Below are 20,178 nucleotides of genomic sequence, written 5' to 3' on the forward strand. Positions count from 1 at the left end.
GACAACGACGGGTGCACTCAGCGTGCCGCAGAAGCCGAGGCTGCTTCGGCCAGCTCCACGGCGACGTGGTTTCCCTGGCGGCCGAGCCAGCCGCGGCACAGCGGCGTGCCGCCTTGCAGGAAAACCCCCGCCGGCTGGTCCAGGGCGTGCGGCAGCGTGACGACATCCCCCAGGCGCAGGTCCTGCAGCTGGCGCAGGCTCAGCTGGATGTCCGAGAGCGTCACACGCAGCCCCACGGCCTCGCCCGCGATGGCCGCACCCAGGTCTGCCGTTGCTGGCCGGAGCGCATCGACGCGGGGACGCACCCCGGCGGCCGGGCCCAGGGCATGGCGCACGGCCGTCTGCGGCAAGCACACAAACCACGTTCCGCCGCACCAGGGCGCGCTCAATTGCAGACAGCCCGACCAGGGGCTGCCGGCGGCCTGCGCCGGCGAAGCGTCCTGCAACCCCGCATCGGGCATGGGCTGGACGCCCAGCCAGGCCTGCAGCCGTTCCAGCCAATCCGACATCGCCGCATCGGCCACGTCCATGGCCATCACGTGCTTGTCGGCCCGCCGCGCATCCACCCCGAACATCTGTGAGGCCAGGGCGCGCACGCACGCCGCATGCTGCGCCGCGGCGGCATCGTCGGGCCGCGGCGCCGACTGCTGCACGGAGGATGCGTGTCGAGGGGGCACGAAGCCCCAGCGGGGTCGTGCAGCGTGGACATCCCCGTCCTGCCCGGCGCGTTGCGCCGCTTCACGCAACACGACAGGCGCCCGGCCATCCGGCCCCTCCATGGCCGGCATGCACCACTGCGTCTGCCAGGCATGCTGCAGGTCCTCGAACGCCTGGCCGAGCAGGCGCTTGTGCTCGTCTGTCCAGGCGACGAGGTCGCAGGCGCGCGCACCTTCGCGCTCGTCCAGCAGCGCCGAGACAGCCGGCGACGCGCCCGGAGAGAAGGGGGCTGGTGGTGCGGCGGCGTTCATTTGCTCTTCATCTGGAACAGTTCCTGCAGCATCTCGTTGGCCGTGGAGATGACCTGCGAGCTGGCCTGGTAGCCTCGCTGCATGACGACCAGGTCGCTGAATTCGCGCGACAGGTCGACGTTGGACACCTCCACGGTGCGGCTGCGCACACTGCCGAAGCCGTTGGCGCCTGCCGTGCCGCTGCGCCAGGCGGCCGGGTCCAGCATCCGGAAGCGGTTGTCTCCCTCGGCCCCCACGGCGTCGGGCGACTCCGCGCGCGCCAGTGCCAGCGCAGGTCCTTGCCGGGTCTGGCCGTTGGCATAGCGCATGACCAGCCGCCCCGAGGCATCGAAGGTCGCACCCGTCAACGCGCCGGGCGCCACGCCGTCCTGCGTCTTCATCGCCAGCGTGGACAGGTTGCCCGAAGCGAAGGAGCTGACGTCCGTGCCGAAATCCAGCGTCAGCGCCTGTTCGGCCAGACCCGCGGGCTTGTAGGTGATCGCCACGCTGGACCGATCCGCAACCGGCTTGCCATCCACGAAGGCGATCACGCCGGAGCCCACGCTCGTGCTGCCGTCCATGAGTTCCACCTTCCAGGTCCCGGCTTCGGTGGAGGCGGTGTTGGTGAACTTCACGGACAGCGTGTGCTCGCCGCCAGCCGCGTCGACGACCTTGACGCTGCCGACGGTCTGCTCCGTGGCGGTGCTGGAGAGGTTGCCCGTGAAGCTCACGCGCGCGGTCGGCTTGCCGGGATGGGTCATCTGGCCGGCCAGGGAGATCATCACCAGGTTGCCGGCGGCGTCATAGCCCATCACCGGCAGCTTGTCCGCCTGGTTGACCAGCACGCCGTCGGTGTTGAACTGGAACTGGCCCGCACGCGTGTAGCTCAGCGTCCCATCGTCTTCGCGCAACACGAACATGCCCTGCCCGTCCACGGCCAGGTCGAGGTCGTTGTCCGTCTGCCGCATCTCGCCAGGCGCGAAGGACAGGCGCGTGCCCAGCGTGTTGACGCCGAAGCCCAGCTGGGTCGAGGTCCCTGCGCCCGGGCCGCCCAGATGCTGCTGCGTGTAGCCCAGGTCCGAGAACTGCAGCACCGACCCCTTGAAGCCGGGCGTGTTCATGTTGGCGGTGTTGTTGGCGATGACACGCAGGCCCTGCGAATAGCTCAACAGGCCCGTCATGCCGACGTAGATGGAATCCAGCATGGATGCTTCCCTCCGGGGTGATGAAATGGATCAATGGATCGTCTGCAAGGGGCCGGACCCGCGAGCGCCCGCCTCAGCGCACCGCGGAGATCTGGCTCAGCGAAATGTTGTCCAGCGTGGCGCCGGCGGCCGTCTGGACGGACAGCATCGGGGCACTCCCAACCAACGACAGCGACTGCACCGTCGCCGTCAGCGTGCCTGCGCTGGTGACCACGTCCACTGTCCGGCCGATCAGCCCCACCGACTGCAGCGCCGCCTGGTTGGTGATCAGCGTCTCGATCTTGCTGTTGAGCTGCTGGGTCTGCTCCAGGCTCGTGAACTGCGCCATCTGCGCCATGAACTCCTGGTTGTCCATGGGCTTGAGCGGATCCTGGTAGGTCAGCTGCGTCAGCAGGATCTTGAGGAAGTCCTGCATGCCCAGGCTGCTGGACTGCAGTCCGGCGCCCAGGCTACTCACGGAATCGATCGCCATTGGCTTTCTCCTTGTCAAACAGATTCAGATGCGACATCGCGGCTTGCACCGGGAAGGGCACGCCTTCGCCGGCCAGCGGCGGCGGCCAGCCGTCGTCACGCCCGGCGCCACGCCAGACGACACGCCCGTTGACGACCAGTTGGGCCAGTTGGCCGCCGCGCGCGCCCAGGCCTGCACGGACCTGGCGCAGCAGTTCGTCCGGCGCCTGTGGCAGAGCCGGGCCCTCCTCCCCCTGCGGCACACCGAGCCAGACCGACAGCGCCGATCCGCGCGACTCCACGTGCACGCGCACCTGCATCGGCGAACCCGCTGGCCGTGCTGCCGGCCCGGGGACGCCCGGCGCAGCGGCCGCCGCGTGGGGAGCGCATGCCACCGCCCGCGTCGCCATGGCATCGCGCAGCGCTTCGCGGATCCCGGCGGCCAGGGCCGGCAGCGGCAAGGCGTGCTTGTCACCTCCGGCAACGCCATCGCCGTTCGCGCCGCGAACGCGCTCGCCAGCGGTCTCCGCCAGCCCCCGGATCGGCCCGGACGCACCCGCCGGCCCGGACGGCAGGCCGGAAGCCGGTTCGGCGGACCGGAGCGGTTCCGGCACCACCGGCCGCGGTGACGCGGCCGGATGGTTCCGCGTGGATCCGGATCCGTCGCGCCCCACGGGTGTCCGGACCACTGCAGGCTGCGACGGCGGCCGCGCGGGGGGTGTCTGCGTGGGCGCGGGCGGCGCCGCAGCAGCGGCCGTGGGTGACGATGCAAACCAGGCGGACGATTGCGCGCGCTCCACCTCCTGCAGCCAGAGCTGCCGCTGCAGCCCCGACGGATCATTGGGCACGGCCGCACTCGACCGCGGCTTCGCGCCCGCGGCCGCCGCGATGCCCTTCATGTCCGGCGCCATCATGGGTTCTCCTTCACCGCGGCAGGCGCGCGGCGACGCGCCAGCCACTCCCGGTCGCGCTCGCCCGCCTCGCGCTGGCGCTGCTCGGTCGCGAACTCGGCCAGCGCCGAGGCGCGGTGCGCCTGCAGCCCCTGCAGGCGCAGCTGCGCCTGGATGCAGTCGCTGCGTGCCTGCGCACACGCCGCGTCGAGCTCGTCCACCCGCTCCAGGGCGTCGTGGTGCTGCTGCGCCAGGCGGCGCATGTAGGCCAGCGCGCGGCCCCTCGACTGGGGATCGATGCGCTGTCCCTGAACGGAGCCCGCACGCGCGGCCACTGCCTGGCGTTCGTCCTCGAGGTCCTGCGCGCCCTGCCGGGCCTGCGCCAGTTGCGTCTGCTGCAGCGCCAACCGACGCTGCAACGCATCGAGCTGCCAGCGCTGGCGGCGCTCGACGGGTTCGAGTGCGTAGCGAAAGCCCCGCAGGTCCACATCGCTCGCCTGCGCCTGCATGGCGGCTTCTCCCTTCATCGGCCCCCTCCCCGCTCGGGACTCGGCGCCACGATGGATGCCAGCGCTTCCAGCGCGGCCGCGCGCGATGCGCCGCCTTCGCGCTGCTTGAGCCAGTCCATCAGCGCCTCCTGCTTGGCAAGCGCGTCATCCAGCTCGGCGTTGCTGCCCGCCTCGTAGGCCCCGATCTCCACCAGGGGCCGATTGCGCTCGAGCACGGCCAGCAGCCGCACCGCCTCCATCGCCAGATCGCGTTCGGCCGGCGACGCCAGCGAGGGCAGCAGCCGGCTGGCGCTCTTGAGGACATCGATGGCGGGGTAGCGGCCCTGGTGCGCGATCTGTCGCGACAGCACGATGTGGCCGTCCAGGATCGCCCGCAGCGCATCGGAAATGGGCTCGTTCAGGTCGTCGCCCTCGACCAGCACGGTCAGCAGCGCCGTGATGGAGCCGCCGCCCGGCGCGGTGCCACAGCGCTCGCACAGCTCCGGCAGCTCCGCGAACACCGAGGGGGTGTAGCCGCGCGCAGTCGGCGGCTCCCCGGCCGCCAGGCCGACTTCCCTGCGAGCCATCGCGAAGCGTGTGACCGAGTCCATCGTCAGCAGGACCTGGCGTCCCGTGTCACGGAAATACTCCGCGATGGACAGCGCAGCGTAGGCCGCACGCAGGCGGGCCAGGGCCGGCTGGTCGGCCGTGGCGACGACGACCACCGAGCGGGCCAGCCCCCCCTCGCCCAGTTGCCGCTCGATGAACTCCCGCACCTCGCGGCCGCGCTCGCCGATCAGGGCGATGACGTTGATGTCCCCTGTGGCCGCCGAGCCCGTGGCGCCGGCGCCCATGTGGCGCGCCATCAGGCCGAGCAGCGTGCTCTTGCCGACGCCGCTGCCGGCGAAGATGCCCGCGCGCTGGCCCAGCCCCAGGGTGAGGAGTCCGTCGATGCAGCGCACCCCGGTCTCCAGCGTCCGCTCGATCGGCGGGCGCTGCATCGGGTTGATGGCCGGCGCGCGCAGCGGACGCATCGCCGAGGTGAGGGGCGCCGGCCCGCCGTCCAGCGGCCGGCCGAAGCCATCCACCACCCGCCCCAGCAGGGCGTCGCCGACCGCCACCTGGGCGCGCGCGCCCAGCGCCCGGACCTCGGATCCGATGCCCACCCCGTCGAGGCCGCCATAGGCCATCAGGGTCACGCGCCCCGGCTTGAGCGCCACCACCTCCGCCAGCACGCCCGCCTGCTCGTGGCCGGCCGGCCCCGCGTCGCCCCGGCGCTCGATCTGGCACAGCTCGCCGATCCCCACGTCCGGGCCGATGGCGTCCACGGCCAGCCCCTGGAGCTCGCGCACCCAGCCCAACGGGCTGGTCAGCGCCGCCCGCGACACCGCCTCGGCATAGGCGTGCAGGCCCGCCGTGAGGCCGGCCTGCGCGGCTGCGGCAGACTCTCCTTCGCGCGGCATGGCGGGATGCATGCTCATGCGGCCGGCTCCCGCATGGAAACGCGCTGCGCCCGCACGCGCAGCAGCGTCTCGCGAAGCAGCTGCAACTGCGTCTCCCACCGCGCGTCCAGGCCGCCGGACGCACCGCGCACAACGCATCCACCCAGGGCCACATCCGTGCTGGCGCGCCACTGCACGGCGCGCAGATGCGTCCGGTCCGGCTCGCCGATGCCGTGGGTGCCGCCGGCAGCGCTCCCCTCCTGCACCGCGGCCTCCAGCAGCGCCAGATCGTCCGGGTGCATCAGCACGACGAGCGCTTCGTCCCCTGCCGCCTGCGCCAGCGCGTGCTGCACGTGCGAGCGCATCGCCTGCACGCTCAGCCCTTCCGCGCCCAGCATGCGGCACACCGCGGCGTGACACAACGCCAGCAGATCGTCCTCGGCCGCCGCCAGCCTGTGCTGCAGCTGCGACTGCAGCGCCGCCAGCAGACCGTCCAATCGCCCGCACCGCTCGGCCAGGCGTGCGCCGGCCTCTTGCTGCTGCTGCTCGACCTGCTCGCGCCAACGCGCCTCGGCCTCCTGCCGCGCGGCCGCTGCCTGCTCCTGCAGGGCGCCAACCATGGCCTCGCGTTCGCGTGCCAACAATTCGGCCGCCTGGGCGCGCGCTTCCTCGAGGCCGCGGCGCAACCCCTCCTCGTAGCCCGCGCGATCGCCGTCGGATTCCTGCGGCACGGCGGGACTTGGGTCTTCGCCAGCACCCGGGTGATGGGTCGTGCGCGCGCTGTCTCCTGCCGGAGACGCGCCAGCCTGACCCGGCGCCGGGCCGGGCCGCCCCAGCACCCATGGCGTATCCGTCCATTCCACCTGGCGCAGCACATGTGCGTCGGCCGACGACGCCGGCGCGGTCGTCACGTCCGCCCGCACGGAAGGACGGCCATAGGCCGTGGGAGGCACCGAAGACGGGTTGGCGTGCATGGCTGCGCCGTCCCTCAAGCCTCGACGCGGGCCGGTTGCACACGCGCACGCCACCGCCGGTTCCACCACCACCGCGCCCTCGGCGCCACGGGTTGCCGGACAGCATCGCGCAGTCTGGCCGCCACGGCGCGCAGCACGGCCTGACGCAAGGCAGCGCCGGCCTCTGGTGCGCCAGATGAGCCATCTCCACCGCACTGCTCGCGCACCAGGCGCCGTGCCGCGTCATCGAGCCCGAGCAGCACCGCTTCCTGCCAGGGCCATGGCCGTGCCTGCAGCAAATGCGCCACCAGCGTGGGAGGCTCCTCACGCAACAGGCCGGCGAGCAAGCGGATGCCATCGCGATCCAGCGCCAGCAAGAAGGCTTCGTCCGCTTGCCATGGCGCGGCGCCCTTCCGCCGGTCACCCGCCAGCCCCTGGTTCGCTTGCAGGATGTCCACCTGCCTCGTCCGCGCCGGCACCTCGCGGATGGCCGCCTCTAACACCTGGGCATCGCGCTCGATGCCGAGTGCGCCGAGTTCGGCCAGCAGGGGCGCCAGCGCACCCTGTGCCTCGACCGGCAGCGCAGCAAGCAGCCAGCGCCGGTCCTCGTCCTGCATCGAATGCAGCAGCAAGGCCGCCCGGCGCTGGGCCGCAGAATCGGCCATGGCCGGCAACGTCGCCATCGACGCCAGCGCGGACGCGGTCATGCCCTTGGACGTCGCTGGGTTCGACGTCTTCATGGCCGAAGGCGGCGCGCCCCTCATGGCCGCACCCCCAGATCGGCTGGGGATGCCACACTGCCGGGTCGTGTCGCCTCGTCCGCGTCCAGCCACGCCCGCACCCGGGCCAGGGCAGCCGCCCGTTCCTCGTCCGAGAGGGTCCGCGGCGATGCCGGCGCCACGGGCCGCTCCCGATCGCGCCGCCGGATCCGCAGCCAGAGCAAGGCGAGCACCGCCACCAGCGCGACGACGGCAGGGCCCAGCCACGGCGGCAGCGCAACAGACCAGGCGGGTGGTGCCGCAGCGGCATCGGCTGCAGGCCGGAGGGGCGGCCCGCCGGCGCCGTTCGGTTGGAGGGATGCTGCGGAAGGCGAGGCCTGCGTGCCGGCACCTGAAGCCCCCAGCGTCTGCACCACCACCGAGTCGCCCCGCTCCAGGCTGGCGCCGACCGCAGCGGCCAGGACGGCGCGCAACTTGTCTTCCTCCGCCGCATCCAGCGCCCGCCGCAGCACCGCGACGACGTGGATGCGCCGGATGGCGCCAGGCTGGCCGACGATCTGCTCGACCCGCCGGCCGACCGCGTACTCGGTGTCGCGCTGCGAGCCGGAGCCGCGCTGCGTGCTGTCGACCGCGCGCTGCGGCGCGCCCGCCGCGTCGCGCAGGACTTCCTTTTCCCGGACGATCACCCCGGTGGACTGGAGGCCGCCGCGCACGGGCGCCGGCAGCACATCCTCGGTCGTGGTGCGCACCTGGTCCATGCTCAGCGTCACGTCCACGCTGCCCAGCGCCTGGCCGGGGCCGAAGCTGCGGTCCAGCACCTCGGCCACCTTGCGCTGCAGGTACGCCTCCGTGTCGCGCTTGAGGTCGAGCCGGCCGCCCATGCCGGCCGTGCCGCCTTCGCCGGCGTCCGCCCGCGTGAGCGCCACCCCGCTGTCGTCCACCAGCGTGACGTCCTGGATGGCCATGCCGGGAACGGCGGCGGCGACCAGCCGCTGGATGCCGACGATCTGCTCCGGCCGCAGAGTTCGGCCCGGCCGCAGCGACAGCGAGATCGACGCCTTGGGCCGCGCCGTCGCCTGCTTGAAGAGCCCCTGCTCCGGCATCGCCAGCAGCACCCGCACGTCGCGGATCTCGGCCAGGGACTGGATCGTGCGCGTGATCTCGCCTTGCAGCGCGCGCTGGAAATTCACCTTCTGGGTGAATTCGGTCATGCCGAAGTCGTTGTTGTTGAACAGCTCCAGGCCCACCGAGCCGTGTAGCGGCACGTCGCGGCCCAGCAGTTTGATGCGGGTGGCATGCACTGTCCGGCCATCCACCAGGATCGAGGTACCGGCGTCGCCCAGCCGATAAGGAATCTTCAGCCGCTCCAGCTCCGCCGTCATCGCCTGGGCATCCTGGGGCTTGAGGTCGGTGAAGAGCACCTGATAGTCGATGCGCAACAGCCACCAGCCCAGCAGGACCGTGAGGGCGACGATCAGGACGGCGCCTGTCACGAGCCCACCGCGGGCCCGGCCAGGCAGCCGGCGCCAGAATCCGAGGGCTTCGCTCATGCACGCGCTCCCTGCGTGCCTACGCGCTCAGAAGGAGAGGAGGCGATCGCGGTCTTCACAGCGGCATCTTCATGACGTCCTGATAGGCTTCCAGCAGCCGGCTGCGCACCTGCATCAGGAGCTGGAAGGAGATGCGGCTTTCCTCCATGTGGATCATCATCCGGTGCAAGCTGCCGCCCTCGCCCAGCGCCAGGCGCTGCAGCTCCTGCTGCCCGGCGATCAGCTGATCATTGACCTGCGACAGGCCTTGCGACACCAGCGCGCCGAACGTACCGGCTGTTTCCGAAGCCGACGGCGCGACGCCCGATGCACCCGGCGCGGCGGCCTGCATCGCCGCCAGCAGTTGACGCGCCTGCGGCGACAGCGCCGCGGCCTCCAGGGGCGTGAGCGCGCTCATGCATTGCCCCCGCCGATGTCCAGCGCACGCAGCGCCAGCGTCCGGGCAGTGTTCATGGCCACCACGTTGGCCTCGTAGGCCCGCGTGGCGCTCATGAGCTGAACCATCTCGGCGGCGGTATCGACGCCGGCATAGCTCACATAGCCTTGCGCGTCTGCCAGCGGGTGGCCGGGTTCGTGCACCCGCCGCGGCGCGGCGCCGCTGGCCTCGATGCTCACAAGCGGCACCTGCGATTCGGCCAGCCCGGTGGCCTGCTCCACGAGCGTGGCGAAGTCCGCGGCAGGGGCGCCGCCTGGCGCCACGGCCTGCGCGACCACCCGCAGTGGCTGGTAGGTCCGGCCGGCCTGCTGGACCGTGTTGGCATTGGCCAGATTGAGCGCGGCCACCTCGACACGGGCGCGCTCGATGTCCATGCCGACGGCGCTGATGGCAAAGCTTGCGTTGTAGTCCATGCTGTCGATCGATCGGTGTGTTGATGGTGAATCGTGGATGAAGCCGAACCTCACCTGCGTCCGTCGCCGGCGGCGATCGACAGCAACGACAGTTGATGCGACAGGCCCTTGACGAGCGCCTGGTAGTGCACGGCGTTGCGGGCCATCTGCGCCGCTTCGACGTCCAGCCGCACGCCCTCTCCGGCCGCGGTGCCGACCACCGCGCCGGCGCCGTCATCCAACTCGATGACGGGCCGCACCTGCGCCAGCGACGCCGGATCGATGGCGCCGTCGTCACGCAGGGTCCGCCGGGCCTCGGCCAGCTGGGCCTCGAAGCTCACCCGCTGCGGCGCGTAGCCGAGCACGTTGGCGTTCGCGATGTTGGCGGCGCTCACCTGCTGGCGCAGGCTGGCCGCATCCAGTGCCAAGCTCACGGCCTGGCGCGTGATGGCCTCAAGACCTTCCGTCATGGATCGTTTCCCTCCTCGTCGATCGCTTCAAAAATCCCGCCGATGCCGCTCACTGGATCACCAGTTCCCCGTGCAGCGCCCCCGCCGCCTTGACCGCGCGCAGGATCGAGATCACGTCGCGCGTGCTGACCCGCATGCGCGCCAGGGCCTGGACCAGATCGGCCACCGTGTCCTGGCCGGCGACGAAGTGGCCGCCGTCCTGCTCGTCGACGTCGACGCGGGTGTTGGTCACGATGGCCGTGCGCACGTCGGGGCCGCCCTGCCACACCCCGTAGGGCTGCGAGGCGCTGTTGTGCTGCGAGACGGCGATCTTGATGTCGCCGTGGGAGATGGCCACCCGCGAGATGCGCACGTCGCCGCCGGAGACGACCGTGCCGGTGCGTTCGTTGACCACCACGCGCGCGCGCCGGTCCGGCCGCACCATCACGTTCTCGATGTCGGCGAAGAAGCCCACTAGGTGCTCGCGACGGCCCGGCGGCACGGCGATCTCGATGCCGGAGGCGTCGCGCGGCTGCGCCAGCCCCATTCCCAGGCGGCCGTTGATCGCGGCCGCCACGCGGCTGGCGGTGGTGTAGTCCGGCTCGTTGAGCACGAAGGTCACGCTCTGGTGCTCGTCCATCATCTCGGCGCTCACGCCGACTTCCACCGTCGCGCCGCCCGGCACCGAGCCGCTGGTCGGGTGGTTCTTCTGCACGACGTTGCCGTTGGCGTCGTAGCGGTAGCCCCCCACCGAGAGGGAGCCCTGCGCCAGCGCGTAGACACGCCCGTTGGCCGCCTTCAGCGGCGTGATCAGCAAGGTGCCTCCCACCAGGCTGCGGGCATCGCCCGTCGAACTCACGGTGACGTCCAGCGTGTCGCCCGGCCGGGCGAAGGTCGGCAGCGCCGCGCTCACGCTGACCAGCGCGACGTTGCGGCTCTGGATCGCCTCCGGCGGCACCGTGAGGTTGAACTGCGACAGCAGGTTCGCCAGCGACTGGCGCGTCGTCTTGCTGGCCATCGAGTCGCCGGTGCCGGCCAGGCCGGTCACGACCCCCACGCCCACCAGCGCGTTGTCGCGCCAGCCTCGCAGCTTGCCCAGGTCCTTCACACGCATCGCATCGGCCGCCGAGGCAGGCAGCGCCACCAGCAGCAACGCCACTGCACACAACGCCCGCCGCAGCCTCTTCGCTCCCGGCTCACGCAGCGCCGTCAATGCCCCCAGGACCCGCATCCACTGCACCATCAGAACCCCAGCCAATCCATCAATCGCCGCCACGCCCCGCGGCGCGCGCGGTCGCTGACGTCGCCTTCGCCGACGTAGGTGATGCGCGCGTCCGCCAGGCGCGTGGACAACACCACGTTGCCATCGGAAATGTCCTGGGCGCGCACGCGCCCCTCCAGATTCACCTTCTGCAGCTCCTCATTGACCGTCAGCAGCTGCTCGCCCGCCACGCGCAGGTCTCCGTTGGCCAGCACCTCCTGCACCGCCACGGTCAACGTGGCCAGCAGCTTGTTGGTGCGCTGCGTGCGACCGCCGCCGTCGAACTCGCCCGAGATACCCACGCTTAGCTGGCCGACGGGCCGGCCGTTGGCATGCGTGATCGATCCCGTGATGTCGTTGTTGCGCCGCGTTCCGGTGTCGGCGGTGGAGGAGGCGGACGAGTTCTCGTAGACCTGCACGGTCAGCAGATCGCCGACCCGGTGGGCCTTGTTGTCCGCCGTGAGAGGACGGAAACGCGCCTCGTCATACAGGCTCTCGGCCAGGGCCGGCGCGGCGGCAAGCATCAGGGTCACCACCACGGTCCGCGAGGCGGCGGTCCGCATCGACGCGAAGCGGTTCTTCATGGCCCCACCTCCAGTTGGCCGGGTGCGACCACCCGCGCCATGAGCGGCTGTGCCGCGTGGGTGCGCACGCGCACCAAGTCACCCACCCGTCCGTCCTGCAGCACCTCGACCTGGCTTTGCACTAGGACGCTACCGTGGCGCACGTCCAGGCTCGCCGACTGGCCTCGCGCCACCGCCGGCGCGGCCTCGAGATCCGCGGCGGCCAGCGTCTGTCCGGCCTTGGCGCCCCGCCGCAGGCGCTGCGGGGCATCCGAACGGCCGAGGGCCAGCGCACCGCCTTGGCGCCCGGCCTTCGCGATGTCGACCTGGCGCACCTCCATGGCGCCGTGGCGCACGACGGCATCCAGCGGCGCCCCTTGCGCCAGGGTAGAGGTGGCCACCGTCGCATCCGCCCAGGCTTCCACCACGAAGCTCACGGCGGCGCTGCGCACGAACCGTCCATCGGCCCAGGCCTCCACCCACACCTGCATGCGCTCGGTGGGCACCGCATCCGCAGCGGGCGGGCGCACCTTCAAGGCCACCGGCCCCGGAGGCAGCACCAGGTCGCGGACGTGCGAGGCGGGCTGGACCTGCGCGCGCGTGCTGCGCGCCGCGAGCCATTGCAGCAGCCCTTGCTCCGCCGCAGCGGCCACACGCTCGCCGGCCACCACCTGCGCTGCGCTCTCCACCACGGTCTGCGCCGCGCCCGCCCACTCGATGCCGGCACCCGCGCGCCGCCGCACCCAATCCCGGACGGCCTCCCGGTCCACGCTCACGGAGGCGCCGAAGCGCGGCGCCGATCCCAGGGGCAGCGCCATCAACGCCTTCAGCAGCGGGAGGCTGCGCGTGGTGAGGTCGGCCACGTCGCCCAGAGTGACCACGCCGGGGCGCGCCAGCACGTGGGGACGCAGTTCGATGCGCGCATGGGTACCGCGGGCCAGCGTTCCCGCCTGGGGCGGCTGCGCGGCGCAGGCGGCACCCGCCTGCAGCGCGATCACCGCCAGCAGACGAAGGCGCGGCATCGCGACCCTGCAGACCACCATAGGAGGAAAGCGCACGCCAACCGGCACGTTCACTTGCGCAGGCTGTTGACCATGCCCAGCATGTCGTCAGCTGCCTGGATCACCTTGACGTTGGCCTCGTACACGCGCTGCGCCAGCATCAGGTTGACCATCTCCTCGCTCAGCTTCACGTTCGATCCTTCGAGGAAACCCTGAGCCAGGCTGCCCATGCCGTCCTCGGCCGCGCGGGCGGCGATGGGCTCGCCCGAGCCCAGGCTGGAGCGGTAGAGCTGATCACCCAGCGCGGTGAGCGCCTCGGGCCCGGTGAAGCGCACCAGCTCGATCTGCCCCAGGTCCACGGCAGAAAGCTGGCCTGGCACCACGGCCTGCACCTTGCCGTCCGCGTCGATGAGCAGTTCCTGCGCGTTGTCCGGAACGGAGATGCCGGCCTTCAAGGGATAGCCGGTCGAGTTGGCCAGCAGTCCGTCCTGGTTGATCTTCAGCGTGCCGCCGCGCGTGAAGGCGCTGGTGCCGTCGGGCAGGTTCACCTCGATGAAGCCCTCGCCCTGGATCGCCACGTCGAATGCCGAGTCGGTCTGCTTCAGGTCCCCCATCTCGAACAGCCGCGCCGTGGCGGCCACGCCCACGCCGGCGCCGACGGTCAGCCGCCCGCCCAGGATGCCCCACGGTGCCGCGCCGGCGGCCGATTCGTCCTGTGCGGGCGCCAGCCGGGCGGCCTCCTGCACCATCAGATCGGTGAAGGCCACGCGCGCCTTCTTGAAGCCGGTCGTGTTGACGTTGGCCAGGTTGTTGGCGATGGTGTCCAGGTTGGTCTGCTGCGCCTGCATGCCGGTGGCGCTGATGTAGAGAGCGTCGAACATGGGGTCTTTCAGTCGGTGTGTGGTGCGAGATATCGGAGTGAAAACGGACCGCTACCCGAGGTCGCCCAGCCGGCGCACGGCGGCGCCGAGCATCTCGTCGTAGCCGGAGGCCACTTTCTGCAGGGTCTCGAAGTGGCGCACGGTCTGGATGAGCTGCACCATCTCGTGCGTCGTATTGACGTTGGCGTTCTCGAGATAGCCCTGGCGCAACTGGACCTGCGTCTCCGGCAGCTCGACGGGCTCCTCCCCGAGGGCGGCCAGCAAGCCGCCGCCCAGGGCGCGCATCGCGCTGTCGCCGGCATCCACGACCTTGATCTGCGCCACCGGCGCGGTGTCCATCGCCCCGTCCGCGCGCCGCTCGAAGACCCGTCCTGCCGCGTCGATCACAGGGTCGGGCTGGCTGAGCATGATCTCGCCACCCAGCCCCATCACGGGATGCCCGCCCGCCAGGGTCACCAGGCGACCGCGCGGATCGATCTGGAGTTCGCCCTGGCGGGTGTATGCGGTCCCCTGCGCCGTCGACACCTCCAGGTAGCCCCGGCCGGCCAGCGCCAGGTCGAGCGCGCGGCGGGTGGCGCGCAGCGTGCCAGGGCGCAGGTCTGGCCGCACGAGCAGTCCATCCGCAATATCCGCCTGCGCGCGGGGCGCGCCTTCCGTCGATCCGGGGAGCGGCGCACCAGCCTGCGCGTGCTGCTGAGCCTGAATGGCCCCGGCGAAGGTTCCACTGGAGGCCAAGGTGGCGCCCACAGAGGGCAGCGACGAAACGATCTCGCTCTTGTAGCCCGGCGTCATGGCGTTGGCCAGGTTCGCGCTGATGCGCTCCAGCCGGGAGGCGTCCTGCTGCATGCCCTGCAGGCTGACGGCCAGTACATCGATCATCGAAACGCCCCTTTCCTCACGGCCCGGACTGGACCTGGACGACACCAAAGGACTTGAGTTCCACGTTGTGCGGGACCTCGCTCATCGACACCACCCGCAGGTGCGGCAGCAGCCGCTCGGACAGCGCCCGCAGGTGGCGCCGCAGCTCCGGCGCGCACAGCAGCACCGGCAGCAGGTTGCTCTTCATCATGCGTTCGGCCTGCTGCACGAGCCGACCGATGAAGCGCTCGGCCAGGCGCGGCTCGATCACCAGCGAGTGGTTCGCGCTCGCGGCCGCCGCGTGGACGCTTTCCATGAACTGGCTCTCCAGGACGGGATCGATGGTGATGACCTGCAACGCACCGGCATCCCCGACCAGGCTCTGGCAGATTGCCTGGCCCAGGCGCTGGCGCACGGCCTCCGTCAGCGCACCGATGTCACGGGTGGCGCGGCCGGCGTCCGCCAGCGATTCCAGGATGGCCTCGATGTGTCGGATCGAGACCTTCTCGCGCAGCAGGTTCTGCAGCACCCGCTGGATGTCGCTGGTCGACAGCACCGTGGGCACCAGTTCCTCGACCAGGCCCGGCTGCGACTGGCGCACGCGCGTCAGCAGCTTGTCCACCTCCGAGCGGGTCAGCAGGCTGGCGCATTCCCGGCGCAGCTGTTCGCTCAGGTGCGTCATCAGCACGGTGCCGGCGTCCACGAGGGTGAAACCGGCTTGCGCCGCGGCCTCGCGTTGCGACTCCTCGATCCACAGGGCCGGCAGCCCATAGGTCGGCTCGCGGGTCGGCTCGCCTGGCAGCGAGCGGGTGTCGCCGCTGGGATGGATGGCCAGGATGCGGTCCGCGCGCGCCTCGCCCTTGCCCGTCATGACGCCATCCAGATGGATTTCGTAGCGTTGCGGCGCCAGCCTCGCAGCATCCCTGAAGCGCACCCTGGGAAGCACCAGGCCCAACTCCAGCGCCAACTGCTGCCTGAAAGCACCCACCCGCTCCATGAATGCGCTGCCGGGCTGGTTGATCACCTGCGTCCACTGGCTGCCCAAATGCACCTCGATCGGCTCGACCTGCAAAGGCGCATAGGGGTCGCCCTCCTCCGCAGCCCTCGAACCGATGGACGCGGCGTCGGTGTTCTGCGCCGCAGTGCCGCCCTCGGTGCCAGGTACGGCTTCCGCACGCGCCCTGTACAGCAGGACGGCCGCCACCAGCACGCCGCACAGCAGCACGAAGGTGGGAATCGCCGGAATGCCCGGCAACAGCAACAGTCCGCCGAGGGCACCAGCCACCAGCAGCAGCGTCTTGGGAAACGAGGTGATCTGCCTGAGCGCCTCCTGGCTGAGGTTGCTGTCGGATGAGGAGCGCGTGACGATGATGCCGGTGCCCACGGCGATCACCAGCGCCGGCACCTGCGTGACGATCCCGTCGCCGATGGTCAGCAGCGTGTAGGTCTGCAACGCCTGCTGCCAGGGCATCTGATGCTGCATCACGCCGATGATCAGGCCGCCGATGATGTTGATCAGCATGATGATGATGCCGGCGATGGCATCGCCCTTGACGAACTTGCTCGCGCCGTCCATGGCGCCGTAGAAGCCCGCCTCCTTTTCCAGGTTCTTGCGCCGGCGCTGCGCCTCGGCCTGGTCGATGAAGCCCATGTTCAGGTCGGCATCGATGCTCATCTGCTGGCCGGGCATGCTGTCCAGCGTGAAGCGGGCGGCGACCTCCGAGACGCGCTGCGCGCCGCTGGTGACCACCACGTACTGCACCACGATCAGGATGAGGAAGACGATCAGCCCGATCACGTAGTTGCCGCCGACCACGAAGGAGCCGATGGCGGCGATGACGCGTCCGGCGTCGCCGTCGGAGAGGATCAGGCGGGTGGCCGCGACGTTCAGCGACAGGCGAAACAGCGTGGCGATCAGCAGCAGCGACGGGAAGGTGGAGAACTCCACCGGCCGCGTCATGTAGAAGGTCAGCAGCAGCACCAGGAAGGCGAAGCTGAAGTTGGTGAGGATCAGGAAGTCCAGCGTCCAGCTCGGGATGGGCGCGAAGAGCACCACCAGCACGGCCAGCACCAGCAGCACCATGACGATGTCGCTGTGTTTGCCGACAGCAGCGCGCAGCGCGTTCATGCGGCGCCTCCGCTCGGGCGCGGCGCGCCCCGCTGCTCACGCATGGCGAGCACCCAGACGATGATGCGGGCCACCTGCGCATACAGCTGGGGAGGGACATGGCTGTCCACCGGGAGCGAACGGAACAGCTCCCGCGCCAGCGGGGCGTTGCGCACGACCGGAATGCCATGGCGCGCGGCCACGTCACGCATGGCGGCGGCCATGTGGCCCGCCCCCTTGGCGAGCAACTGCGGTGAACTCATGCGCCCGTGTTCGTACTTGAGCGCGATGGCCAGGTGCGTGGGATTGACGACGAGCACGTCCGCGTCCCGGGTCTTGCGCAGCGCCTTGCTGCGCTTGAGCGCTTCCAGGCGCAGCTCCCGCAACCGCGCCCGAATGCGGGGGTCGCCCTCGCGCTGCTTGATCTCGTCCTTGAGCTCGCGGCGGCTCATGCGCATCTTCTTGGCGAACTCGCGGCGGGTGTAGACCCAATCCACCAGTGCCACGATGCCCATGACCAGGGCCATCTTGAAAGCCAGGCTGGACAGGTCGTCCACCAGGGCGCGTGCATAGCCCCACGGGGAAAGCGCGGCCAGTGCGAAGAACTGGTGCGCCAGTGCGCGCAGGGCCAGGAACGCCACGCCGAGGAGAACCACCAGCTTCACGCAGGCGCGGGCACCGTCGAACAGCACGCGCATGGAGAAGATCTTCTTGAAGCCCTGCGCGGGGTTGAGCCGGTTGAAGTCCGCCTTCAAGGGCTCGAAGGACAGCATGGGGCCGGTCTGCATCACATTGCCGCACACGGCCGCCAGCATGAGTGCCCCGAAGAAGGGCGCCAGTTGCAGGAGGCTGGCCTGCAGGCCCTGCGCGATCAGCGACCACAACGCCTGGGGCGATGATGCGCGCGCTGCGTGGATCAGGACGGCACGATCCACGACGAACTGGCGGATCAATTCATCTGCGCCCTTCCAGCCGAGGTAGGCCGCCGCCACGGCGAAGACGACCGCACCCACGGCGTCCGTGCTGCGCGCGGCCTGTCCTTTTTCCCGCGCGCGCCGCAGCTTGAACGGCGTGGCCGCTTCGCTGCGGTCCAGGTCCTGCTCGCTCATCGCGCGCCTTCCTGCGTCCGGCCAGCCGGGCCGCTGCCCAAAAGTACCGTCCAGGCCGGCTCGAAGCTGCGGTAGACACGCTCCATGACGATGCCGATGCCCGACGACCAGACCGACAGCGCCACCAGCCCCACCACGATCTTGACGGGGATGCCCAGTGTGAACATGTTGACCTGCGGCAGGTTGCGCGCAACGACGCCCAGCGCGAACTCGGTGAGCAGCACGCAGAAGACCACCGGCGCCGCCAGCGCAAAGCCCAGCGCGAAGATGCCGCCCGCCTGGCGTATCAGCGGCTCGACGGCGACCCCCAGCGACCAGACCTGCCCCGGAGGAAACCGCTCCACGGAATACGCCAGGCCCTGCAGCAGCGCATGGTGGCCGTCGAGCAGGAAGAAGACCAGCACGCCGACGTACTGGATCAAGGAGGTCAGCACAGACACCTGGCGCTGCGTCGCGGGATCGAAGACCTGCACGATGCCGAAGCCGATCTGCACGTCCAGCAACTGGCCCGCGATGGAGAAGGCCGAGAACGCGAGCAACACCCCCAGGGCCATCGTGGCGCCGAGCAGCAGCTCGGCCATCGCCCGTTGCATGAGCGTGGCCGTCGCCACGACCGGCGCGTCACCGCCCAGTCCGAGGCTCAACAGCACCGCCAGCGCCATGACGAGCAACAGGCGCGCCATCGCGGGCATTGGCAACACATAGAAGACCGGATTGAGCGCGACGAACGCGCCCAGCCGCAGCGACAGCAGCAACACGCCCTGCGACCAGCCCAGCGCCTGACTGCCCAGCCAGGGCGCCAGTCCTTGCACGGAGAAAAGTGCGCCCATCGCCTAGAACATCGAAGGGATCGACAGCCAGAGCCTCGTGGTGAACTGCATCAGCTTGCGCAGCATCCACGGCCCGCCCAGGACCAGCACCACACCCGCGGCAAACAGCTTGGGCACGAAGGTCAGCGACATCTCCTGCACCTGCGTGACCACCTGGGCCACGCTGATCAGGATGCCCACGAGCATCACGGTGCCGAGCACTGGCAGGGAGACCACGAAGCCTGACCAGAACAGGTCGACCATCATCCTGAGTGCAAGGTCGGCATGCATAAGTCGCGGTGACAGTGATCGGCGATGCGTTAACTCAACCTTGACGCTGCCTCGCCCATGCCCAGCAGCCCTGCACCGCGCCTATGCCCTCCCTTCTTGATGAAAGAATTTTGCCACTACGTTTAGTTACCAATTCTGTATTTCTGTTAACTGCCACCTAAGAGTCGGCACTCGCTCCATAAAGTTGGGGAGATGCTGCATCGACCCAACAAAATGGCCACAGAGCGCAGTGGTGCTTCTTGAAAGTGATTGGCCCTCCGACTTCTATCGCTGATGGTCAAGATCACATGCCACATCGTGCTGGCGTACGGGCTGTGCGTGCACTGCTCCAAGCAGCATCCGTAATTCAGTCAGCCAAATCTCTAGTCGCATCGAACTGCAGCTTCTTCGCATCGCCGCTCACTTCAACGGCAAGCCTTCTCCTCACTTCCTGGTCTTCCGGCATCTTGTCTCAATCCCCCGTCTGGCCGCCTTGAGTGCGAGCCTGGAGGAAACTCCAGGCCGATTCGCAAGACAACATATTAAATCCGGGTAATTTTGCAAAAAAACCAAGATGAATGGCACATAGACCAAAGATCAGTGCCGCTCCGCACTCATCAAACAACGCGCTGGGGGCTTGAAAGCGCCAGCAATGCCCGTATGATTAGCACTCGCTGGCGATGAGTGCTAACAAAGCTCTGGCACCCGGCGCCAAGTGGACGGGGAGGTCCCCTCGCGGACCGCCTCCCCTCGGATTCCAACCTGTCTCATTTCCATCAGGAGATTCAATTGAAACTTCGTCCTCTGCACGATCGCGTGATCGTCAAGCGCGTTGAAAGCGAAACCAAGACCGCCTCGGGCATCGTGATCCCCGACAACGCCGCCGAGAAGCCGGACCAGGGTGAAGTCCTGGCCGTCGGCCCCGGCAAGCGCAACGACAAGGGCGACTTCGTGGCCCTGAACATCAAGGTCGGCGACCGCGTGCTGTTCGGCAAGTACTCGGGCCAGACCGTCAAGGTCGACGGCGAGGAACTGCTGGTCATGAAGGAAGACGACCTGTTCGCGGTCGTCGAGAAGTAATCAATCCCCCCTGAATTTCGGAGAACAAACACATGGCAGCAAAAGACGTGGTCTTCGGCGGCGACGCCCGCGCCCGCATGGTCGAAGGCGTGAACATCCTGGCCAACGCCGTCAAGGTGACCCTGGGCCCCAAGGGCCGCAACGTGGTGCTCGAGCGCTCCTTCGGCGCCCCCACCGTGACCAAGGACGGTGTCTCGGTCGCCAAGGAAATCGAACTCAAGGACAAGCTGCAGAACATGGGCGCCCAGCTCGTGAAGGAAGTGGCTTCCAAGACCAGCGACAACGCCGGTGACGGCACCACCACCGCCACCGTGCTGG

23 protein-coding genes are annotated in these 20,178 nt (G+C 69.8%); 2 read left to right on the plus strand and 21 right to left on the minus strand.

Annotated features, from left to right (window positions below; all coding sequences use genetic code 11):
• Positions 1-17 precede the first annotated feature (17 nt).
• The 21 genes from ACIY1X_RS12930 to ACIY1X_RS13030 form a co-directional block, all read right to left on the minus strand.
• Positions 18-968 carry a FliM/FliN family flagellar motor switch protein gene (locus ACIY1X_RS12930; protein ID WP_399680998.1) on the minus strand — a complete coding sequence of 317 codons (951 nt, stop codon included), beginning with the start codon at positions 966-968 and terminating at the stop codon, positions 18-20.
• Positions 965-2,152, minus strand: coding sequence for a flagellar hook protein FlgE (locus ACIY1X_RS12935; RefSeq protein WP_399681000.1), 1,188 nt, complete (start codon positions 2,150-2,152; stop codon positions 965-967). The genes ACIY1X_RS12930 and ACIY1X_RS12935 overlap by 4 nt, the downstream gene beginning before the upstream one ends.
• Before the next feature lie 73 nt (positions 2,153-2,225).
• Complete coding sequence (locus ACIY1X_RS12940) at positions 2,226-2,624, minus strand: flagellar hook capping FlgD N-terminal domain-containing protein (protein WP_399681001.1); 399 nt, start codon at positions 2,622-2,624, stop codon at positions 2,226-2,228.
• Positions 2,602-3,516, minus strand: a complete 915-nt coding sequence (locus ACIY1X_RS12945) for a hypothetical protein (RefSeq protein ID WP_399681003.1) — start codon at positions 3,514-3,516, stop codon at positions 2,602-2,604. The genes ACIY1X_RS12940 and ACIY1X_RS12945 overlap by 23 nt, the downstream gene beginning before the upstream one ends.
• The gene (locus tag ACIY1X_RS12950) at positions 3,513-4,019 is read right to left on the minus strand and encodes a hypothetical protein (RefSeq protein WP_399681005.1); all 507 of its coding nucleotides are present in this window, start codon (positions 4,017-4,019) and stop codon (positions 3,513-3,515) included. The genes ACIY1X_RS12945 and ACIY1X_RS12950 overlap by 4 nt, the downstream gene beginning before the upstream one ends.
• Complete coding sequence (locus tag ACIY1X_RS12955) at positions 4,016-5,461, minus strand: FliI/YscN family ATPase (protein WP_399681007.1); 1,446 nt, start codon at positions 5,459-5,461, stop codon at positions 4,016-4,018. The genes ACIY1X_RS12950 and ACIY1X_RS12955 overlap by 4 nt, the downstream gene beginning before the upstream one ends.
• Positions 5,458-6,396 (minus strand): FliH/SctL family protein, encoded by a 939-nt coding sequence (locus ACIY1X_RS12960; RefSeq protein WP_399681008.1) that lies wholly within the window; start codon positions 6,394-6,396, stop codon positions 5,458-5,460. Before ACIY1X_RS12960 ends, ACIY1X_RS12955 begins: the two co-directional genes overlap by 4 nt.
• A 14-nt stretch (positions 6,397-6,410) precedes the next feature.
• Entirely contained in the window at positions 6,411-7,115 is a 705-nt protein-coding gene (locus ACIY1X_RS12965) for a hypothetical protein (RefSeq protein WP_399681010.1), read from the minus strand.
• A 20-nt stretch (positions 7,116-7,135) separates the two neighbouring features.
• Positions 7,136-8,644, minus strand: coding sequence for a flagellar basal-body MS-ring/collar protein FliF (gene fliF / locus ACIY1X_RS12970; RefSeq protein WP_399681011.1), 1,509 nt, complete (start codon positions 8,642-8,644; stop codon positions 7,136-7,138).
• Between the two features lie 55 nt (positions 8,645-8,699).
• Positions 8,700-9,041, minus strand: a complete 342-nt coding sequence (gene fliE / locus ACIY1X_RS12975; protein WP_399681012.1) for a flagellar hook-basal body complex protein FliE — start codon at positions 9,039-9,041, stop codon at positions 8,700-8,702.
• Positions 9,038-9,493, minus strand: coding sequence for a flagellar basal body rod protein FlgC (flgC, locus tag ACIY1X_RS12980; protein ID WP_399681014.1), 456 nt, complete (start codon positions 9,491-9,493; stop codon positions 9,038-9,040). The genes fliE and flgC overlap by 4 nt, the downstream gene beginning before the upstream one ends.
• 50 nt (positions 9,494-9,543) lie before the next feature.
• Positions 9,544-9,942 carry a flagellar basal body rod protein FlgB gene (locus ACIY1X_RS12985; RefSeq protein WP_399681016.1) on the minus strand — a complete coding sequence of 133 codons (399 nt, stop codon included), beginning with the start codon at positions 9,940-9,942 and terminating at the stop codon, positions 9,544-9,546.
• Positions 9,943-9,991: 49 nt separating this feature from the next.
• Entirely contained in the window at positions 9,992-11,080 is a 1,089-nt protein-coding gene (locus tag ACIY1X_RS12990) for a flagellar basal body P-ring protein FlgI (RefSeq protein WP_399681017.1), read from the minus strand.
• A gap of 83 nt (positions 11,081-11,163) precedes the next feature.
• Positions 11,164-11,766 carry a flagellar basal body L-ring protein FlgH gene (locus ACIY1X_RS12995; RefSeq protein WP_399681018.1) on the minus strand — a complete coding sequence of 201 codons (603 nt, stop codon included), beginning with the start codon at positions 11,764-11,766 and terminating at the stop codon, positions 11,164-11,166.
• Positions 11,763-12,767, minus strand: coding sequence for a flagellar basal body P-ring formation chaperone FlgA (flgA, locus tag ACIY1X_RS13000; protein ID WP_399681019.1), 1,005 nt, complete (start codon positions 12,765-12,767; stop codon positions 11,763-11,765). The genes ACIY1X_RS12995 and flgA overlap by 4 nt, the downstream gene beginning before the upstream one ends.
• 50 nt (positions 12,768-12,817) lie before the next feature.
• Complete coding sequence (flgG, locus tag ACIY1X_RS13005; protein WP_399681020.1) at positions 12,818-13,627, minus strand: flagellar basal-body rod protein FlgG; 810 nt, start codon at positions 13,625-13,627, stop codon at positions 12,818-12,820.
• Between the two features lie 51 nt (positions 13,628-13,678).
• Positions 13,679-14,506 (minus strand): flagellar hook-basal body protein, encoded by an 828-nt coding sequence (locus ACIY1X_RS13010; protein ID WP_399681022.1) that lies wholly within the window; start codon positions 14,504-14,506, stop codon positions 13,679-13,681.
• Positions 14,507-14,522: 16 nt separating this feature from the next.
• Positions 14,523-16,613: a flagellar biosynthesis protein FlhA gene (gene flhA / locus ACIY1X_RS13015; RefSeq protein WP_399681023.1), complete on the minus strand. Its 2,091-nt coding sequence runs from the start codon at positions 16,611-16,613 to the stop codon at positions 14,523-14,525.
• Positions 16,610-17,701: a flagellar biosynthesis protein FlhB gene (locus tag ACIY1X_RS13020; protein ID WP_399681024.1), complete on the minus strand. Its 1,092-nt coding sequence runs from the start codon at positions 17,699-17,701 to the stop codon at positions 16,610-16,612. The genes flhA and ACIY1X_RS13020 overlap by 4 nt, the downstream gene beginning before the upstream one ends.
• A complete protein-coding gene (locus ACIY1X_RS13025; protein WP_399681026.1) occupies positions 17,698-18,459 on the minus strand; it encodes a flagellar biosynthetic protein FliR in 762 nt (253 codons plus the stop codon). Before ACIY1X_RS13025 ends, ACIY1X_RS13020 begins: the two co-directional genes overlap by 4 nt.
• Before the next feature lie 75 nt (positions 18,460-18,534).
• Positions 18,535-18,777, minus strand: a complete 243-nt coding sequence (locus ACIY1X_RS13030; RefSeq protein WP_399681028.1) for a flagellar biosynthetic protein FliQ — start codon at positions 18,775-18,777, stop codon at positions 18,535-18,537.
• Positions 18,778-19,569: 792 nt separating this feature from the next.
• On the opposite strand from ACIY1X_RS13030, the gene groES reads away from it, so the two are divergent.
• Both groES and ACIY1X_RS13040 read left to right on the plus strand, forming a co-directional pair.
• Positions 19,570-19,860: a co-chaperone GroES gene (gene groES / locus ACIY1X_RS13035; protein ID WP_038211938.1), complete on the plus strand. Its 291-nt coding sequence runs from the start codon at positions 19,570-19,572 to the stop codon at positions 19,858-19,860.
• Positions 19,861-19,892: 32 nt separating this feature from the next.
• Positions 19,893-20,178: TCP-1/cpn60 chaperonin family protein (locus tag ACIY1X_RS13040; RefSeq protein WP_399681029.1), on the plus strand; the 286-nt coding region annotated here is incomplete at its 3' end.

Source organism: Xenophilus sp. (genome assembly GCF_044462705.1).
Classification (GTDB): Bacteria; Pseudomonadota; Gammaproteobacteria; order Burkholderiales; family Burkholderiaceae_C; genus Xenophilus; species Xenophilus azovorans.

Coding starts and splice junctions, on each gene's coding strand:
- ACIY1X_RS12930 (WP_399680998.1), bottom strand. CDS start 968: ATGAACGCCGCCGCACCACCAGCCCCCTTCTCTCCGGGCGCGTCGCCG.
- ACIY1X_RS12935 (WP_399681000.1), bottom strand. CDS start 2,152: ATGCTGGATTCCATCTACGTCGGCATGACGGGCCTGTTGAGCTATTCG.
- ACIY1X_RS12940 (WP_399681001.1), bottom strand. CDS start 2,624: ATGGCGATCGATTCCGTGAGTAGCCTGGGCGCCGGACTGCAGTCCAGC.
- ACIY1X_RS12945 (WP_399681003.1), bottom strand. CDS start 3,516: ATGATGGCGCCGGACATGAAGGGCATCGCGGCGGCCGCGGGCGCGAAG.
- ACIY1X_RS12950 (WP_399681005.1), bottom strand. CDS start 4,019: ATGAAGGGAGAAGCCGCCATGCAGGCGCAGGCGAGCGATGTGGACCTG.
- ACIY1X_RS12955 (WP_399681007.1), bottom strand. CDS start 5,461: ATGAGCATGCATCCCGCCATGCCGCGCGAAGGAGAGTCTGCCGCAGCC.
- ACIY1X_RS12960 (WP_399681008.1), bottom strand. CDS start 6,396: ATGCACGCCAACCCGTCTTCGGTGCCTCCCACGGCCTATGGCCGTCCT.
- ACIY1X_RS12965 (WP_399681010.1), bottom strand. CDS start 7,115: ATGAAGACGTCGAACCCAGCGACGTCCAAGGGCATGACCGCGTCCGCG.
- fliF (WP_399681011.1), bottom strand. CDS start 8,644: ATGAGCGAAGCCCTCGGATTCTGGCGCCGGCTGCCTGGCCGGGCCCGC.
- fliE (WP_399681012.1), bottom strand. CDS start 9,041: ATGAGCGCGCTCACGCCCCTGGAGGCCGCGGCGCTGTCGCCGCAGGCG.
- flgC (WP_399681014.1), bottom strand. CDS start 9,493: ATGGACTACAACGCAAGCTTTGCCATCAGCGCCGTCGGCATGGACATC.
- ACIY1X_RS12985 (WP_399681016.1), bottom strand. CDS start 9,942: ATGACGGAAGGTCTTGAGGCCATCACGCGCCAGGCCGTGAGCTTGGCA.
- ACIY1X_RS12995 (WP_399681018.1), bottom strand. CDS start 11,766: ATGAAGAACCGCTTCGCGTCGATGCGGACCGCCGCCTCGCGGACCGTG.
- flgA (WP_399681019.1), bottom strand. CDS start 12,767: ATGCCGCGCCTTCGTCTGCTGGCGGTGATCGCGCTGCAGGCGGGTGCC.
- flgG (WP_399681020.1), bottom strand. CDS start 13,627: ATGTTCGACGCTCTCTACATCAGCGCCACCGGCATGCAGGCGCAGCAG.
- ACIY1X_RS13010 (WP_399681022.1), bottom strand. CDS start 14,506: ATGATCGATGTACTGGCCGTCAGCCTGCAGGGCATGCAGCAGGACGCC.
- flhA (WP_399681023.1), bottom strand. CDS start 16,613: ATGAACGCGCTGCGCGCTGCTGTCGGCAAACACAGCGACATCGTCATG.
- ACIY1X_RS13020 (WP_399681024.1), bottom strand. CDS start 17,701: ATGAGCGAGCAGGACCTGGACCGCAGCGAAGCGGCCACGCCGTTCAAG.
- ACIY1X_RS13030 (WP_399681028.1), bottom strand. CDS start 18,777: ATGATGGTCGACCTGTTCTGGTCAGGCTTCGTGGTCTCCCTGCCAGTG.